General features: G+C 57.5%; 13 protein-coding genes. 11 read left to right on the forward strand and 2 right to left on the reverse strand.

What is annotated here, in order from left to right; genetic code table 11:
* Nucleotides 1-77: 77 nt before the first annotated feature.
* Complete coding sequence (locus NKH50_RS23190; RefSeq protein WP_352881391.1) at nt 78-1,244, reverse strand: acyltransferase family protein; 1,167 nt, start codon at nt 1,242-1,244, stop codon at nt 78-80.
* Here NKH50_RS23190 and NKH50_RS23195 point away from each other — a divergent pair.
* Complete coding sequence (locus NKH50_RS23195) at nt 1,219-2,595, forward strand: hypothetical protein (protein WP_352701502.1); 1,377 nt, start codon at nt 1,219-1,221, stop codon at nt 2,593-2,595. The genes NKH50_RS23190 and NKH50_RS23195 overlap by 26 nt on opposite strands.
* 179 nt (nt 2,596-2,774) lie before the next feature.
* Here NKH50_RS23195 and NKH50_RS23200 read toward each other — a convergent pair whose 3' ends face one another.
* Entirely contained in the window at nt 2,775-4,637 is a 1,863-nt protein-coding gene (locus NKH50_RS23200) for a right-handed parallel beta-helix repeat-containing protein (protein WP_352881211.1), read from the reverse strand.
* A 589-nt stretch (nt 4,638-5,226) separates the two neighbouring features.
* On the opposite strand from NKH50_RS23200, the gene NKH50_RS23205 reads away from it, so the two are divergent.
* From NKH50_RS23205 to NKH50_RS23250, 10 genes are all read left to right on the forward strand, one after another.
* On the forward strand, nt 5,227-6,021 hold the full coding sequence (locus NKH50_RS23205) for a class I SAM-dependent methyltransferase (protein WP_352881213.1): 795 nt from the start codon (nt 5,227-5,229) through the stop codon (nt 6,019-6,021).
* Between the two features lie 4 nt (nt 6,022-6,025).
* Complete coding sequence (locus NKH50_RS23210) at nt 6,026-7,000, forward strand: NAD-dependent epimerase/dehydratase family protein (protein ID WP_352701499.1); 975 nt, start codon at nt 6,026-6,028, stop codon at nt 6,998-7,000.
* Complete coding sequence (locus NKH50_RS23215) at nt 6,997-8,172, forward strand: glycosyltransferase family 4 protein (protein WP_352701498.1); 1,176 nt, start codon at nt 6,997-6,999, stop codon at nt 8,170-8,172. The genes NKH50_RS23210 and NKH50_RS23215 overlap by 4 nt, the downstream gene beginning before the upstream one ends.
* A gap of 38 nt (nt 8,173-8,210) precedes the next feature.
* Entirely contained in the window at nt 8,211-8,378 is a 168-nt protein-coding gene (locus NKH50_RS23220) for a hypothetical protein (RefSeq protein WP_352881216.1), read from the forward strand.
* Between the two features lie 568 nt (nt 8,379-8,946).
* Entirely contained in the window at nt 8,947-9,423 is a 477-nt protein-coding gene (locus tag NKH50_RS23225) for a hypothetical protein (RefSeq protein WP_352701497.1), read from the forward strand.
* A gap of 549 nt (nt 9,424-9,972) precedes the next feature.
* Entirely contained in the window at nt 9,973-10,782 is an 810-nt protein-coding gene (locus tag NKH50_RS23230) for a tyrosine-protein phosphatase (RefSeq protein WP_352881218.1), read from the forward strand.
* Nucleotides 10,782-11,573 carry a polysaccharide biosynthesis/export family protein gene (locus NKH50_RS23235; RefSeq protein WP_352701495.1) on the forward strand — a complete coding sequence of 264 codons (792 nt, stop codon included), beginning with the start codon at nt 10,782-10,784 and terminating at the stop codon, nt 11,571-11,573. The genes NKH50_RS23230 and NKH50_RS23235 overlap by 1 nt, the downstream gene beginning before the upstream one ends.
* A gap of 47 nt (nt 11,574-11,620) precedes the next feature.
* Nucleotides 11,621-13,999: a GumC family protein gene (locus tag NKH50_RS23240; RefSeq protein ID WP_352701494.1), complete on the forward strand. Its 2,379-nt coding sequence runs from the start codon at nt 11,621-11,623 to the stop codon at nt 13,997-13,999.
* Nucleotides 13,959-15,140 carry a tetratricopeptide repeat protein gene (locus NKH50_RS23245; protein WP_352881221.1) on the forward strand — a complete coding sequence of 394 codons (1,182 nt, stop codon included), beginning with the start codon at nt 13,959-13,961 and terminating at the stop codon, nt 15,138-15,140. Before NKH50_RS23240 ends, NKH50_RS23245 begins: the two co-directional genes overlap by 41 nt.
* Nucleotides 15,137-16,453 (forward strand): O-antigen ligase family protein, encoded by a 1,317-nt coding sequence (locus tag NKH50_RS23250; protein ID WP_352881223.1) that lies wholly within the window; start codon nt 15,137-15,139, stop codon nt 16,451-16,453. Before NKH50_RS23245 ends, NKH50_RS23250 begins: the two co-directional genes overlap by 4 nt.
* Nucleotides 16,454-16,669: the final 216 nt, after the last annotated feature.

Below are 16,669 nucleotides of genomic sequence, written 5' to 3' on the forward strand. Positions count from 1 at the left end.
CCGTCGGCGGAGTGGGCGGCAATGATGCGAAATCTGTTTCTCTCGGGCGTCGACAAGCTCCGATACAGGCTTTGACGCTAGGCCGAAACCGTTCCGTTGATCCGGTTGCGGAAAGCGACCGTCCTTCGCTCGAAGAGCAGATAGAAAACCAAACACACTGCGAAGCAGACGGCACCCTTGACGACCAGTGATGTGATGGCTCCATCACCCAACCCTGGTGCCGCGGGCATGTAGTTGGCGGTCAGGTAGACGAGCACCGGATAGTGAAAGATGTAGAGCGAGTAGGACATCGCGCTCAAGCTTCGGATCGGCCACGCCGCGGGCTCGAGGATGCGATTCGCCTGCTCGTGACAGAGGGCCGGAAGGAGTGCGGCGAGCCCGGCGCACATGATCGCATCGGCCGGGCCTGTTGCGTATCCGGCCCAAGGCCCGCCATCCGACATCATTTGCGAAACAAAAATCCCGCCTATGAAGGCTACTACCCCGGTATATGCGACCCACAATGATCGCGGCGGGTAGGCGGCCACGAGCGCTCCAAGCAGCCAAAACAGCAAGTATTGAGCTTCGAGGACGCTGAAGACCAAGGCGGCGGCGCCCAGCCCGAAGAACGACCAGGCGGGCAGAGAGCGTCGCGAAAACGCGTATCCGGCACAGCCCATCAGCACATAGAACCAGATCTCGTAGGCAAGGCTCCACAACGGTGCGTTAGCCCGTACGGTGGGGACGACGATGCCGTTGAGGCCGGCGATATGCGCGACAACGTCCTGGATCGGAAAGGCGGAGCCAACGCTGATTGCGACAAGGGCCGTCAGCAACAGGGCTGGTATTAGCGGAAGGAATATCCGGGTCGCCCGATCGACGGCATAGCGCTGGAGATCGAAGCGTCCGTCCCGCACATGGCGGATGACTTGCCCGCCGACGAGAAATCCGCTCAGCACGAAAAACACCATCACCGCCGGATGTCCGGGACGAGTGACGGCGTAAAACAAAGCAGTGATCAGACCCTGGTCGGAGGCCGGCAGCGCGCCGTAGGCGGGCAGCGAATAGCCCCGCAGATGTGCCATCATGACGACCAGCGCCGATGCCCCGCGCAGCAGGTCGAGCGCCAGGAAGGAGGGGCGGGAGGGCGAATTAGCTATGGACGCACCTTTTTGGCGGCGGTAAGGCTTGGACGATACGGGACCTACGCCGCATATCAGCTCGATAAGGACGGGGCAATTGGAATACCTGAGATCGGAGAATATTAGCTACGCGCGGATGTTCGTCCCGCTCTGGGTGGCTGTCTACGTCATCATGTTTGTGGATGTCTATATCGATTGGGCATCTGTCAGTTTCTTTTATCTCGGATTTAGCTATGTCTACAGCGCAAATGATGCCGTTCTTGCTTATTGCATAATAGCTGCATTTTCTTTAATTCTTCCGATTTCAATTAAGAGGTATTCTGATTTTTTTTGCTGGATGCTATATCTGACGATTTTTATCCCCTCGATTCTCATCGTTGCAAGGCAAGGATATACGTCATTTGACGCCTCATGGTTGATTGTTTCAGTGGCTGCGTCATTTTTCCTGGTGCTCTATATCCCGAAGGTACTCCATTTCAAGTCGTATTCTCTCATTCGTCAGGTTTCGGTAACCACTTTTTTCTTTTTCTTCCTCGCGTTCTATCTGGCTGCCATTGCTTTCTATATCGCGACTTACAGGGGAATGATGTCATTCTCCGGCATGGACGAAATCTACGACCAGCGCGCCAAGTTTGGCTCCGTGCAGGCTAGTACACTAGCACTCTATCTGACGGGGTGGTTGTCGAATGCGATGAACCCCTATCTGCTGGCGATCGGGCTGTTCGACCGAACGCGGCGATGGGCGATAGCGATCGGGCTTGCAGGACAGATCGTAGTCTTCATGGCCTTCGCCGGAAAGATGATGCTGGTGATCCTGCTCGTGACGTTCGGCTTTTACTTTTTCGTGCTCAGAAAAGGTGAGATTTCAACATCTCGTCTTGCATTCGGCTTTGCCGCGCTGACGTCGTCCGCATTTGCGATTCTTGTCGCTACCGATTACAAGCCCGTGGGGGCCGCCTTGGATGCCGTCGCCTTGATTTATATGCGGACTCTCGGCATTCAAGGTGCGATGACGGGCGTGTATGCGGATGTGTTTTCCCGCAGTCCGCTGACGTACTGGTCGCATGTCAACATCATCAACATGATCGTTGACTATCCCTACAAGGCGCCGCTTGGATATGTCGTTGGCTCCAGTCTTGTTGGAGGAACCGGATTCAATGCCAACGCCAATTTCTGGGCCACGGACGGAGTAGCAGCTTATGGTATGGCGGGTGTGGTCATGATGGGCGCCGTCCTCGGCGTCCTTCTCAGCTTTGCGAACAAGGTCGTGACGCCAGACCGCCTGCCGTTTGCGGCGACCGTCTCCATCCCGTTTATTATGTCCTTGGGGAACTCGTCCCTTTTCACCAGTCTCATTACCGGCGGCGGTCTGATTATGGTTATGATGATAGCCTATGGCGTGCCGCAGCCTCACGCGTCACGCAAGCAGGGGGTGGCCTATCGGGATCACGCCATGCCGTCCCGACTTTCCTGATGAAGGCCAGGCTCTTATCCCCTTGGCGAGGCTTGTTTTTCTGGTGACCTGGCTGGCGTTCCCTGGTCGGCTGGCCGGCGCACGAGCAACCCCATCGTTCTACTCGTACGGCCTCACATGGCAGAAGGACAAGGAGGCTTGCTGACAGATTGCTATAGGTAGTAGGGGAACATGTTCGCTCACCCCGTCTCTACCCATCCTCCGTGCTGCCACTGCCATTCTCGGTGCCCTCCCGCACCCGGCGCTAGATTCTGAATGCGGGCGCCTGGAAAGCCCCGGAATGTCGGCCGGACGGTCCCCACCGAGGCTGCGACGGGGTGGGTGTGGGAATTCTCAGCGTGGATGTTCGTCAACGATCCAATAAAACCCCGCGTGTCCATCGTGCTGCCGACTTTTTGGTCGGCGATGGTCAAGCCGTCCACGATCATAGCGCCGGCGCCGAAGCAGCGGAAAGCACTGTACCCCTCCGTACCGCCATCCAACAGCACCAGCCGCATACGCTGGATCGTCATCCGCCCGCCAAATTGAGTGGCCTGGAACGGTGTCCCACGCGATGTGCAAATCACGTTGCTGAAACTCCAGTTTCGAGCCGGCGTGGGTGAGGCGGACACAGCCACAGCGGTGAGGGATTTGGTGGCGAAGTTACAATCGGCGATATGCACGTCGTTGACGCAGTGAATAGTGTCGTTTGGGGAAAGGAGTGCATGCGCCGTCGCATCAGCGGCGACCCGCGCCCCGGTGATAGTCACTCCGCCGACCTCAGCGCTAGCGCCTTGCAACAAGATACCAGCCTTGGACGCCCCGGCGCATTGCACGCCCTCGACACGGACATTGGCTCCACTGCCGCGGATTCCGAGATAGAGGTCCGTCACGTTGTTGTTGAACGTTCCGCCTGAAATCACGACGTTTCGGACGCTGTTTATTGAGATCCCGGCCTTGGGTAATGTCCAGTCGGCGGTGCTGGTCTGTCCGCGCACCGCCGCGTTCTGGATGACCAGGCCGGAGCCGTTGGCCGCGTAGATGCCATTGTCACGCGGCGATATCAGAACGGGATCCGTGACGTGTATGTTGCGGTTGTTGGCGCCATAGATCTGCAGCGCGTAGCAGCCGGTGTCGTCATGGCCTCCCATCAGTCCGGCATTGTGGACGACGGCGCTGCGGATCTCGCTGTCGTGGACATTGTTGTCGAAGATGATGCCTTGCTTGATGTGCGTCGCTTCGGCGTAGAAGCCGGTGACGATGGCGTCACGAACGATCGCCCGGGCTGCATCGGCGGCTTCGGACGCCACGCTGCTGATGTTGACGACGGCTGAATTGGCGCCACGGTTCGCCGGGTCGAGCGAGTTGCCCGGCCGCGAAATGCCCCGCACGCCGTTGATGCGTATATGCCGCACCTCGAGACTGGAAGGATTTTCATTGCAGACGAAGACCCACCACGGCGCCTTAAAATTCTGAAGTTCGACAGTGTCCATCGTGAACGTATCGATGCTGGCCGTTGCGGCCGGGCTAAGGGCGAACTTCATGAAGGCGCCGTTGTTGTAGCCGTTCGACATGCTATTGCCGATGACGGTCAGATCGGCGACGGAGACGTTGGAGACGTCGACAGCGCTAAAAACGTAGAAGGTATGTTCCGATCCGGTAATGTTGATGATCGATCCGTTGCCGTCGATGGTGCAGTTGGCCGGTATCGCGATCCCCGGATGGCCCAGCGCTTTCAGGTCCGTCGAGGACCAGTTATAGGCCCTGCGGCGGAACATTAGGGTGCCACCTCCCATGGATTCAATCCGGGCCATGGCGCGAACGCAAGCGGCGACGTCCGTACCATCGTCGCCGAAGACGACAAGGCCGCCGGTCGCTGTCGTGTTTCTGGCCCGGGGGTACCCGGTATTACCGACGGGGGAGGCGGTCGACCCGGCAGCAAAGACAGTCGCGGCACCAAGCGCCAAGGTTCCTGTCACGAGACGGCGACGGGACAGGGAGAACTTTTCATTGGGAATCATGCGACGCCAATGCCTCTCTTCAATCGCGCTTTCATTCGTCATCTATGGTTATCAATTGAGGGGCTCTCATGGCGACGGTTGAGTCGACCGGTCCATCCGACGGAACGGCTAGGCCCGCGCTTCCTGCCGGCGAACCTTTCCCGGAAGGTCCCGAGATTGCGGCGAGCTGAAGGCTTGCGAATTGTCGCCACCGCTCGGTATCCGGTTTCGCCAGCGAGTTTTGTGGTCGAAATTCACTCGGTTCGAATTCTCGTGATCTGAACTTGACGAGTCCGGAAACGGTAGCGTAGCTGAACGCTCAGAACAACCTCCTGACCAAAGCGTGATCGACGCGTTGCTGCAAAAGTGACAGAGGCTTGAGCCGTGCTTCTCACCGACGCTGAAAACTATCCTGGAACGGTGAAAGGGCGAAGCATGCGGGCTTATGACCGAAGCGCTATCTCACTCGTCGAGCTATGCCTTGGCGGCGGCCGTCGTGGGCAATCTGATCTGGCGGGAGAGCGAGATCATTGTGATCAAGAACGCGCCACCTCACGCAGATGTCGCCGGAAAATCAGGGAGATGATCCAGCATATGGTTTCTCTCGATGCCTGAAGCGGCCATGACTTGGGAAGACGCCGTCCGCTGGTGCATGAGCGAGCCTTCGATGAAAGAGCTCGCCCGCGCTGCCTATTTCGACGATCCGGTCGTGGCCGCACAGCGCTATCGCGAAAGCGCGGAGTTCGACGAGGTCCGCAGCATGATCCCGCGCAAGCCAGGCCGTGCCCTCGACCTCGGCGCTGGCAACGGTATCCTCTCCTATGCCCTGGCGCGCGAAGGCTGGTCGGTAACCGCCGTCGAGCCCGATCCAAGTGCGCTGGTAGGTGCCGCTGCGATCCGGACGCTTGCCGAAAAGACCGGCACGCACATCGATGTGATCGAAGCCTTCGGTGAGGCGATCCCGTTGTCCGCCGCAGGTTATGATTTGGTCGTCGCACGGCAGGTGCTTCATCATGCCCATGACCTGCCGGCTTTCTGCAGCGAAGTTGCGCGGCTCTCCCGCGATGGCGCGACGTTCCTGTCGTTGCGCGACCATGTGATTTCCGGACCGGAACAGCTGGAGCCGTTTCTGCGCGCTCATCCGTTGCATCATCTCTACGGCGGGGAGAATGCCTTCACGCTAGCAGACTACCGCGCTGCGCTCGAAGGGGCAGGGCTGATGATCGATCGCGAATTGATCTCGTTCCAGTCTGTCGTGAATTATGACCCGATGACACCATCTGAGATTCGCGAGAGGCTCGCCAAGATCTTTGGTCCGTTTTCCCCGCTTGTTCGCTTGGCACTTTCGCCTGTGCCTTTTGGTGCAGTCGCCAGTGTCGCGGCATCACTTGATCGTCGGCCTGGGCGCCTGGTCTCTTTCCTTTGCCACAAACACGGGAAGGACTGACTTCTTGACGCAATCAAAAGAGTCTAAGCCTGTCTGGGTGACTGGCGCCGGCGGCTTCATCGGCCTGCATCTGTCGCGATTTCTTGCCCAGCAAGGCCACCTTGTCCTCGGCTTCGGCCGAAGCGAAGCGCCTGGCTTCGCCATCGCAACTGGCGGCGCTTTTTTTTCCGGCGGCGTGACCGCGGAAACGATGGGCGCTGCTCTGGCCGCATATGGTCGCCCGGCGGCCGTATATCATCTTGCGGGCGGTGCGACGGTTGGCCAGTCGATCGCCGAGCCGCTGAAGGACTTTGAACAAAGCGTCGGCTCCACGGCTTGTGTCCTCGATTTCTTGCGCCGTCACGCACCCGATGCACCTGTCGTTCTTGCATCTTCCGCTGCGGTCTATGGCGGCGGGCATATCGGCTCGATCAGGGTCGACGCCACGCTCGATCCCTACTCCCCCTACGGCTACCACAAACGCATGGTTGAGGAGCTTGGCCGGTCACATTGTGCGTCATACGGGCAGCCGGTCTCGGTAGCCCGGCTTTTCTCCGTTTATGGCGAGGGGCTGCGCAAGCAACTTCTCTGGGACCTCTGCGGCAGGCTCGCGGCCGGCGAAACCGACATTGTGCTTGGTGGCACCGGAGCGGAAATGCGCGATTGGCACCATGTCTCGGATGTCGTGCGATTGATCCATCGCGTCTTGCCCGCCAATGCAGCAAGCTTCGCTGTCTATAATGGCGGTGCGGGCGCCGCCGCGTCCGTCAGCACGATTGCCGGGATGGTCCTGGAAGCCTGGGGAGGGAACTATCGCCTCTCGTTTTCTGGAGAGTCCCGACCCGGCGACCCTGTCAATTTGATCTCCGATCCCTCCGGCGTCCCGGACGGGCTCCAGTTGCAGGTGCCGCTCAGCAGGGGCATTGCCGGCTATGTCGATTGGTATCGTGCCGAAATTCTCGCCGAACCAGTCGGCCGTCTGCGACGCTTCGCGCCTTGATCACCGTCGGCTTCACGCTCATCGGCCGCGGATCCTGGTCAGGCGGCGAGTCCTATCTGCGCAATATGCTGAGCGTCATCGCCTCCGAGTTGGGCGGTAAGGTTCAGGCGAAGCTGTTTTTGACGCCCGAGCAGCACGCGAGCGCAGGCGCATCCTTTGATCACATGTTGGCCGCGCCGGCTATCGTCGACGACCGGGTCACGGGCGCCGGGCTTGGCAAGCGAGGGCTGATCGCACTTGCTGGGGGAAGTGATCGCGCATTCGCGGATATTGTCGTTGCACAAGACATCGATGTTGTCTTTGAGGTCGCTCAGTGGTTCGGCAATCGGTTTCCGCTGCCCGTCATTTCCTGGATACCTGACTTTCAGCACCGTCGCCTGCCGCATCTCTTTCCGCTTCCAGCCTGGTGGCGCAGAGATCTCGGCTTCCGTCTGCAGACGTCCGGCAATCGCACGATAATGCTCTCGAGCGAGGACGCGCTCGCCGACTGCGAAACATTCTACCCGGCCTCGCGCGGCAAGACCGCCGTGGTGCGCTTCGCCATCGATCTCGATCCAGGCGCCGTCATGACGCGCACCGAAGCTGCACGCCGGGCGCACGATCTGCCCGAGCGCTTCTTTTTCCTGCCTAACCAGTTTTGGATGCACAAGAATCACGGGCTGGTCGTCGAGGCGTTAAGGCATATAGACCGGCTTGGGGCGTTGGGCTCGTTGCCGCCGATAGTCCTCACCGGACGCACGACGGACCCACGCGACCCGACCTTGTTCAAGCGTCTGATGGGCCTTGCGCAAACGTATAGGGTTGAGAGCCATTTTCGACACCTCGGATTGATCCCCTATGACGACGTCGTCGCCCTGATAGGTGCAACGGACTGTCTGATAAACCCCTCCCATTTCGAGGGATGGTCGACCACCGTTGAAGAGGCGAAGTCGCTGGGCGCGCCCATGTTGCTGTCCGACATCCGGCTGCATCGCGAGCAGGCTCCCGACGCGCTCTTCTTCCCGCCGGACAACGCCGAAATCCTGGCGCAGCATCTCCTTGAAATCGGGCAACGCCCGACTGTTGTCCGCGACAGTGTCACCGTGCTGCAAGGCCGGCAACAGGTCCGCCGACGGGATTATGCGGCAGCACTGCTTGCCTTGTTTGAAAAGACCAAAACCGCCGCGCGTTGATTAACTGAATCGGCAGTGGGGAATTGTCGATCGGGAAGATGGCCGTATTTGCGTTCATAGCGCTGGCGTTTGCGGGCGGCTTTCTTTTCATCGTCATCAACAAGGGAACGAATATTCGCGCGCCGGCGCCGAAGCCGGTTGCAGGTGCTCACATCGTTCAACGGCAAGCTCGCCGTCCAATCAATCGACGATCTGCGGGTCGGTGATCGCAAGATCGTGCTGCGCGGCGTCGCATTACCAAGCCCCCTCAATGCGCGCAATGGTCACCGAGGCCGTGCGCCGGGACTATCAAGGACTTGCCTTGACATGCAAATCCGTAGGCTTGGGGACACCGTGCGACGGCAATGTCGCGCCGAAATTCCGTGACGCCGCCGTAGTGCAGTGCCTCATCTCCGACGGCACGGATCGGGCTGCAAAGCTCGTCGAGGCAGGCATTCTGTGAGGGCAGCCCGCGCAGGCGGGCTCGACCTACAAGTCTTACGCGCCGGGCTCGTAGCTCCTGCGGACCCGTGGCGTAGCCGTCGAAACGAAGCTGACGCCAGCGCCCCAAGGAACGCCGGATCGGCTCGCTGGCAAACGCGCTCTATTGTGGCCGACAGTAAAGATGATACATTTCGATATTCTAATGGTGTGTTCAATCAACCACACCGAAACCAAAAATTATCTCGCATTTGCGAAATGGGTTGGAATTGGCGCAGAAAGCTGTTACGCGCTTTTGAGTACCTTAGCGGTTGGGTGGGCCTCAGGTAACGTGGGACAGAAGGATTGATGCGGATGAACCTAGTTTTGAAAAGTGCGTTGGCCGGAGTTGTTGTGTTGGCCGGCTTCGCCCCGGTGTCGTCTTTCGCGCAGGATGGGTCGTGCACCTGTGCAACCGCCTATAACGGCGCAAATCCGATTGGATCGCTCGGCCACGTCAATGGCGACGTAATGATCTCGCAGGTGGCTGGCTATGGCCCGGCGCAAGCGGGCGGCGCGCTTGATTTCGGCAGCCGTATCGTGGTTGGCGCCAAAGGCTCGGCTTCGGTTCAGGTCGGTGGCTGTAATCTGAGCGTCCCGGCGAATTCGACGCTCGATATCTCGCGCGTCGAGAACAAGATTTGCCTCAATGTGCTCGGTTCTGAGAAGACCGCTCAGACGGGTAATGCTAACACAAACAACAACACGCCGCTCTTCATTTTTGGCGGTATGGCTCTTGGGGCTGGTGTTCTGGCTGCAACGGCGGACGAAGGTCACGGCGTCAGCAACTGAGCTGGCTGTAGATAGCGGGATAATGGCGGCGGAGGCGCAGAGTGCTTCTGCTGCGTGCCTGTTGTTGCTGACAGGGGTGCCTTGGGCTAAACGTTGGTGTAATGATCGGAGAGGCTTAGGCCTAAGGCGACGTGCGGATGTCTGAGGCCGGCGGATATGACGGGATGAGGACCGGAGCGCCTGTCCATCCGGGCATTTGTACGCGACCGGGCCGAGGTCTTCGGTTTTGCGGCGTGTCGGCGTGAACTGCAGGCTCGACATTGTGGCGACGATCAAAGTAGATCCAGTTGTAGGCGGCATGAGCGGAGCGCTGGATACCTCAGGCGTAAGGCTTGCCTTGCTCCAGTTCTGTTGGGCGGCGCTGATGTCGGTGGTGCGGCGGTGATCATCGGCCTGCATGATGACGACTCTGTCAGCCAGTAGCTGGGACCTGGCATTCATCCTATTGCATGAGCTTGACAAGCGCGTCGCTCGCAGCCCTGCGGGTGACGCATCAGCGGTTTTTTGCGATGACGCCGCCATGTTGCTTCGTTGTAGTCACAAACGCCCATGATCGATCTGCATTCCCATATCTTGCCTGGCCTCGACGACGGCTCACCCAATCTTGCCGAATCGGTGGAAATGGCTCGATTGGCGGTGGCCGACGGAACGACCCACATGGCCTGCACACCGCACGTGACGCCCGGCGTATATGAAAACGGAACATCGAACATCGTTCGGGCGGTTCAAGAGTTACACCAGGCGCTGTGCGACGCCGCCATACCACTTGCTCTCTATGTCGGTGCAGACGTTCACATAGCGCCGGATCTTCCGGACCAATTGGCGGCGGGCAGCGTGCCGACCTTAAACAGGTCCCGCTATTTTCTGTTCGAGCCGCCGCATCATGTTCTACCTCCACGAATGGAGGATCTTGCTCTACGCCTGATAAATGCCGGCTTTATCCCGATTCTTACCCATCCGGAGCGTTTGACCTGGATCAAAACGAATTACGACGTTATCGAGAGATTGAATGCGGTCGGCTGCCTCATCCAGCTTACCGCGGATTCGATTGTTGGTGCTTTTGGACGTACGGCGCTTTACTATTCGGAAAAGCTGATTGACGAAGGCAGGGTGGATATCATCGCATCGGATACTCATAGCGCTACGCGCCGGCGTCCTGGGCTTTCGCAGGCGGTTACTGCTGCTGCCAAGCGGTGCGGGGAAGACGAGGCCCGCAACATGGTGTTGAAACGTCCAGGCGAAATATTGGCGAACCGGCCCATCGAGCCGGTTGGAAAAGCGCGTCCGAAAAAGCCAAACGCCGCCAACAGTGGCCGTTTTGGAGGATTTGGTCGCTTGTTCAAGGGCGGGACAGCGTGATGATGGGCATTTTTCGTTTCGCAAGAAGCCATGTGGGCACTACATTCGTCGTGCTCGCTTCTTTAGCAATGTCGGCCTGCACGAGTACCTCGTCGACGACACCGTCTTCGTCGAGTTCGGTCGATGCGCTGCAATTGACGTCATCGTCGACGCCACTTGGTAGCGGTGGCGCTCTGCAGGTGGTAAAAGACCTGCCTGCGCCACAAAACACCCAGAACGGCAGCGAGCAGCCTTTGTCTCCGAACGATGTGCTGGAGGTCAATGTGTTCCAGGTCGATAATCTAAACAGAACCGTTCAAGTCGACGCCGGCGGACAAATTTCGCTTCCGCTTATCGGGACTGTCACCGCGGCAGGAAAAACCGTTCGCCAACTAGAGCAGGAAATCGAAACTGCCTACGGTTCCAATTATCTGCAGTCGCCCGACGTGACGGTTTTCGTAAAGGAATCGATTGGGCAACGCATAACCGTTGACGGAGAGGTCAACAAGGCCGGCATATATCCGGTGTCGAGCAATTCTTCGCTTCTGGACGCAATCGCTCTGGCAGGAAATTTCAGTCCGATAGGAGACGCAAAGAAGGTCTTCATCTACCGTAACATCGGCACGAATACGCTGGTCGCCAATTACAATGTGGAAGCCATTCGTGCCGGCAAGGCCCGTAACCCGCGCATCTACGGTGGCGACAAGGTCGTCGTCTTCGCATCAAGCGCGAAGATAGCGGTGAACAATCTCAAGGACGCGCTCGGCATAGCCTCAAGTGCAGCCCGAATTGCCGTGGTCCCGGGGTTATAGGTCGCAGCCGAGCAGAATATAGTCGAAATCTAGGAACACCTCGCGCCATGCTCGATCGCAACAGGCAGCACCAAATTGCAGGTCCAGGACATGGCCAGGCCGTGTCCGCCGACCTCTACTATGACGGTGGGCACAACTATAGCCCTTATGGCCGCGACCATTCGGAGCAGGAACAGGGATTCAATCCGCTCAAGCTGTTCTTCTACGTCGTCCAGTATCGGTGGCTGTTCGTCATGATGGTGGCGGCCGGGCTTGTCGCCGGCGTCATCGTCACGATGATGCAGACGCCAAAATACCAGGCGACGACGCAATTGGAAGTGCTGGTGCCTTCCGCCAAGGTCTTCCAGGACATCGAGGTCGTTTCTGAAAATGCGGATGTACGGGCCTTTCTCACCGCGCGTGAAAAGCTCAAAAGCCGCGCATTGGCACAGCGCGTCGTGTTCCAATTGGGTCTGAGCGAAAAACCGGACTTCCTCTTCCCTACGCCGAACTTCTCGCTCTCCAATATCTTTTATCGTGCCTTCGGAATCTCCAAGTCACCTTCCATCGAACAGAAGACGCCCGAAGAACGTGAAGAGATCGCGATAAAGCGCATTCTGAATGAACTCACGGTCAATCTGGTCACCAACACGAGTCTGCTGTCGATCACTTTCGCCGATCAGAACCCGAAATACGCAAGCGATGTCGCCAATCAGGTCGCGCAAAGCTTTATAGATCAGCGCCTCGACCAGACCAGTGAAACGTCCGACCTGGCGCGCCAGTTCATCCAGGAGCAAGTCTTGCAGGTGAAGCAGAAGCTCCAGAAATCGGAAGAGGAACTGGTAGCCTACGCCAAGGATGCCGGCATCACGGTAACCGGCGACGACAAGTCCTTGATAGGCTCGAATATCGAGGCTCTGAACGAGGCACTTGCGAAAGCAATCCAGGACCGTCTCGATGCAGGACGGGCGGTGGACCAGATCGATAAAGGCCGCGGCTCAAGCCTCGGGCCGGTCTTGGAAAGCGAAGGCCTGCAGAAGCTGAGCGACAAGCTTGCGGACTTGACGAGCCAGTACCAACAGAAGCTGGGTATTTTGAAGCCCGGCTTTCCTGAAATGCAGCAACTTCAGGCACAGATCAAAGAGTTGCAGCGGCTCTACAACAATGGCGTTCTGGCCATTACGGATTCGCTACGCTTGAAATATCAGGAGGCGCAGAACAAGGAAGCTGACCTCAAGAGCAAGCTTGCTGAAATGGAAAAGCAACAGGTCGTGTTCAACGATAAGAACATCAAGTACACGATCTTGAAGCGTGAGGTTGATTCAAACCGGTCGCAATACGACAGTCTTATTTCCAAGCTCAACGAAGTCGGCGTCAGCTCGGAATTGAAGACGCAGAGTGCAGCCATCGTTGATTTTGCTGCGCTCCCAGATCGCCCATACTCTCCACGTCTCAGCATCAATCTTGCTATTGCGCTGTTTCTTTTCCTTGTCCTGACCGCGACGATAATTTACATCATGGAGCTGTTGAACAACACCTTCACCAATCCCGAGCAGATCGAAAAGGAACTCGGGCTGCCGATGCTCGGCATATTGCCGCTCGTCGACGACCGCGAACTCATAGCCAGCATCACCGATCAGAAATCCGGGCTCTCAGAGGCTTACCGCTCGCTTCGAACGTCATTGCAGTTCTCCGGCGCCGAAGGAGCACCGCGTTCATTGCTGGTGACAAGTTCGGAGCCCGCGGAGGGCAAGTCGACGACATCGTTCAAGCTCGGGCAGGACTTTGCAGCACTCGGTGCAAGGGTTCTCATTGTCGATGGGGACCTTCGGAAACCGAATCTTCATCGCCTGTTCGGTCTCGACAACACAATCGGCCTGAGCAATTTGCTGACCAACACTGTCCGCAAAGAGGATCTGGCGAGCATTTTCAGGGCGACAAAGTATCCAAACGTCACCGTTTTGACTTCTGGGACGATTCCGCCAAATCCCGCGGATCTGCTCTCGTCACCGAAGATGGCTCTGATCATCACCAATCTCGGGAAGCGCTTCGATGTTGTAATCATCGACGCGCCGCCGATCGTCGGCCTCTCGGACGCGCCCATCCTCAGCCGGCTTGCCGAGGGTACATTGATGGTCATCTCCACCAATCAGGTGACACGCAAGTCTGCGAAGGCAGCGTTGAAGCGTATGCGAGCCGCTGGTGCCAACGTTGTTGGAGCCGCGATGTCAAAATTCGCGGTAAACAAGTTCGACTACAACTACGCCTACAAGTACATGAACTACCAGTATTACGACTATGGGGCGGATACAGCGAAGATTGAGGGCAAAGTGGATGATGGAGCAGACCAGCCCGCTTATGCAAAATCTCCGGCGTTCAAGCGTTTGGTTCGTCGCATCCGTTCTAGTGTTAGCGGCTTCGTCGATCGGGCTAAGTCGGCTACTTGAAACGGAAACACCAGTCGTTTCTCTAGCGCTGGATCCGCTGAACGTCGATGCGCTGATAAGCGAGATTACCGATGATCTGAGCGATGCGAATGGCACTCCGGATCTCGAAGCCTTGCTTGCTAAGGCCAAGGATGCGCTTCGTTTCAACTTGGCCGACGCACGTCTCTACAGCCTGATCGGCGAGATCAAATATCGACAAGGCGAGAAAGACGAAGCCTATGAGTTGTTCGACCAGGCTCGTAAGTTATCCAAAACGGAAATCCATGCGCTCCAGAGGTCTATTGGCCATTCGACGGAGATGAGCGATTTGTCGAAGGCCGTCGGCGAAATCGACATATTGCTGCGACGATGGCCAGACCAATTTCCGGCGATCGCCGATGGCCTGCCGGCGATCCTTTCGAATCCCGACGGATATCAGGCCATGCTGACGGCTATTACGGCGGAGACGCCCTGGAGACCCAGCCTCTTCGTTGCACTGGCCAATAATCCCAAGGGACTCGACTACGCAAACCGACTGCTGCTCGATTTGACTGGACCGAACGCGCGACCGAAATTGGGTGAGTTAGCCATTGTGATCAACGGTTACATCCGTCAAAGGGAATTTGAACAAGCGTATCGGCTGTTTCTTTTCACCTTGTCTGACCAGGAGCGTAAGTTAGCCGGCTACGTCTTCAACAGCACATTCGAACCGATCCCCAGCGGCAGGCCGTTTGATTGGCAGGTCCATGATCAGTCCGGCCTGGAGGTGACGTTTGCGACATCCCAGGATGCGGTGGAGGGTGAGGGCGGGGCGACAGTCCGGTTCTTGAACACGCCGGTGAAGAATTCCGCTCTGCAGCAGTATATCGAGCTGCCTCCTGGATCCTATAGGATTTCCCTGGTTGCATCAGCGAGAAATCTCAAGCTTCCGAAGGAATTATTCTGGTCAATTAGATGTCCCGGCAGTGAAATCGCGCGCTTCAATATTCCCGAAGGCACATTCAATCGCCAGACCATGAGCCAAGATTTTTCGGTTGGTCCGGACACATGTCGAATGCAAGTGTTGAGGCTGGAGACCGCCGCCATTGCCGAGAGCTGGCGATTTCGATATGTCGGCACCTTGATAATGCACAAATTGAGCGTTGAGAGACTTCCATCTTGAACGACCGGCCGTCGGAATGGGATAAATATCTCCTCGGCACGGTCTTGTTTGTATCGCTGCTGATCGGTGGTGGTACTGCGAGCGGCCTTTACACAGACACTCTGATCGAGGTCGCGGCGATAGTTTCGGCGGCGGCCGTCTTTTCGCAAACCGCCGACCAGAGAATCCCCCGGCCTGTTCTGTTGCTGCCGGTCTTCACCGTGGCGCTGGCGGTTTTGCAAATCGTCCCATTGCCGGCAGCCATATTCAATGGGTTGCGGCCGGAACTGCTGCTCGGACATCCCTGGGTTGGAGAAAGCCGTTTTCGCTTCATCAGCGTTGGGGTTGGCCGCACGGTCGAATGCCTGCTTTATCTGCTGGCCGCCGCAGCGTTTTTTTTGGCCGTATTGCGTTTGCGTGCCGAGCAGGTCAGCGCGCTCCTTCCGTTTTTCTTCATGGGTGTTATCTGCAATGGTTTGGCGGGAGCGATTCAATATTCGCTCTCCGACGACGTCGCTATTGTCGGGCTGTTGCCTTTTACGATCAATGCCGGGCTTTTTGCGAACCGGAATCATTTTGCGGCCTTGCTCTTTGTCTCGATTCCCTTCGTCGTTTATCATGGTCTCTTCCGTGGGCGACTTTTGTCCGGGTCGCTTGGACTGGTCACACTTTTGCTGCTGCTTTTAGCAGCCGGTTCGCGTGCCGGTGTTCTGATCGGGCTGGCGATCACCGTATTGTCTGGGGTCTTCCTCTCAGCTCGTTCAAGGGCGAGCGGGTTCAGCGTTCTGCTTATTTTTGTTGGGCTTTCGATCTACACAATAGGCGCGTGGACGAAGATCGACGTGGAGGCAATCGATCCGACGTTCGGGCGCGGAGAATTTGCCCGAACGACGATAGAGGGGATCAAGGACAATTGGGCGACGGGCGTCGGATTTGGGAATTTTCAAAAGGCCTATCAGATATACGAAAGGGAGGGCATGATTTTCAGGCAATACGTCAATCATGCCCATAATGAATATCTTGAAATAGCCTTCGAAGGTGGAGTTCTGGCTATCCTGCTGATGGCAGGTTATTTCGTACTGCTTTTCGCTGCATTGGCTAGGGTTCGCCGTGACCCACTGCAGAAAGCGGCATTCCTCTCGGTATCTTTTCTTCTCATTCACTCGCTGGTTGACTATCCGTTGCGAACCGGTGCGCTGGCGATGACCTTTGCCTATATGAACGCCATCATCTTCCACAAAGGATTTGCGGAACGCTTGAGCCGCAAGAGCGAGATGATGGAGATCGATCACAACGGTGACAAGTTGCTTGTCCCCATCGGCACTTCGTCTTAATGACATCGTTGCCACGGCTGGTGTCGCCAGAACGTGGCGGACCGCTGTGAGGGGAGCCGGTTCCTGGCTCTCGGGTTCCGAGGCTCAGGCAACATTTTCCTTCCTCTACCAAGTGCAATCGCTCGCTGAGCAGAAATTTCCCGAATTTATCGGCTGTATGGAAAATTCATTCCCGAACCATCCGCCGCCGGCTTGTCTTGCATTGTTCTGGACAGG

Source organism: Mesorhizobium sp. M1027 (genome assembly GCF_040318745.1).
Taxonomy (GTDB): domain Bacteria; phylum Pseudomonadota; class Alphaproteobacteria; order Rhizobiales; family Rhizobiaceae; genus Mesorhizobium.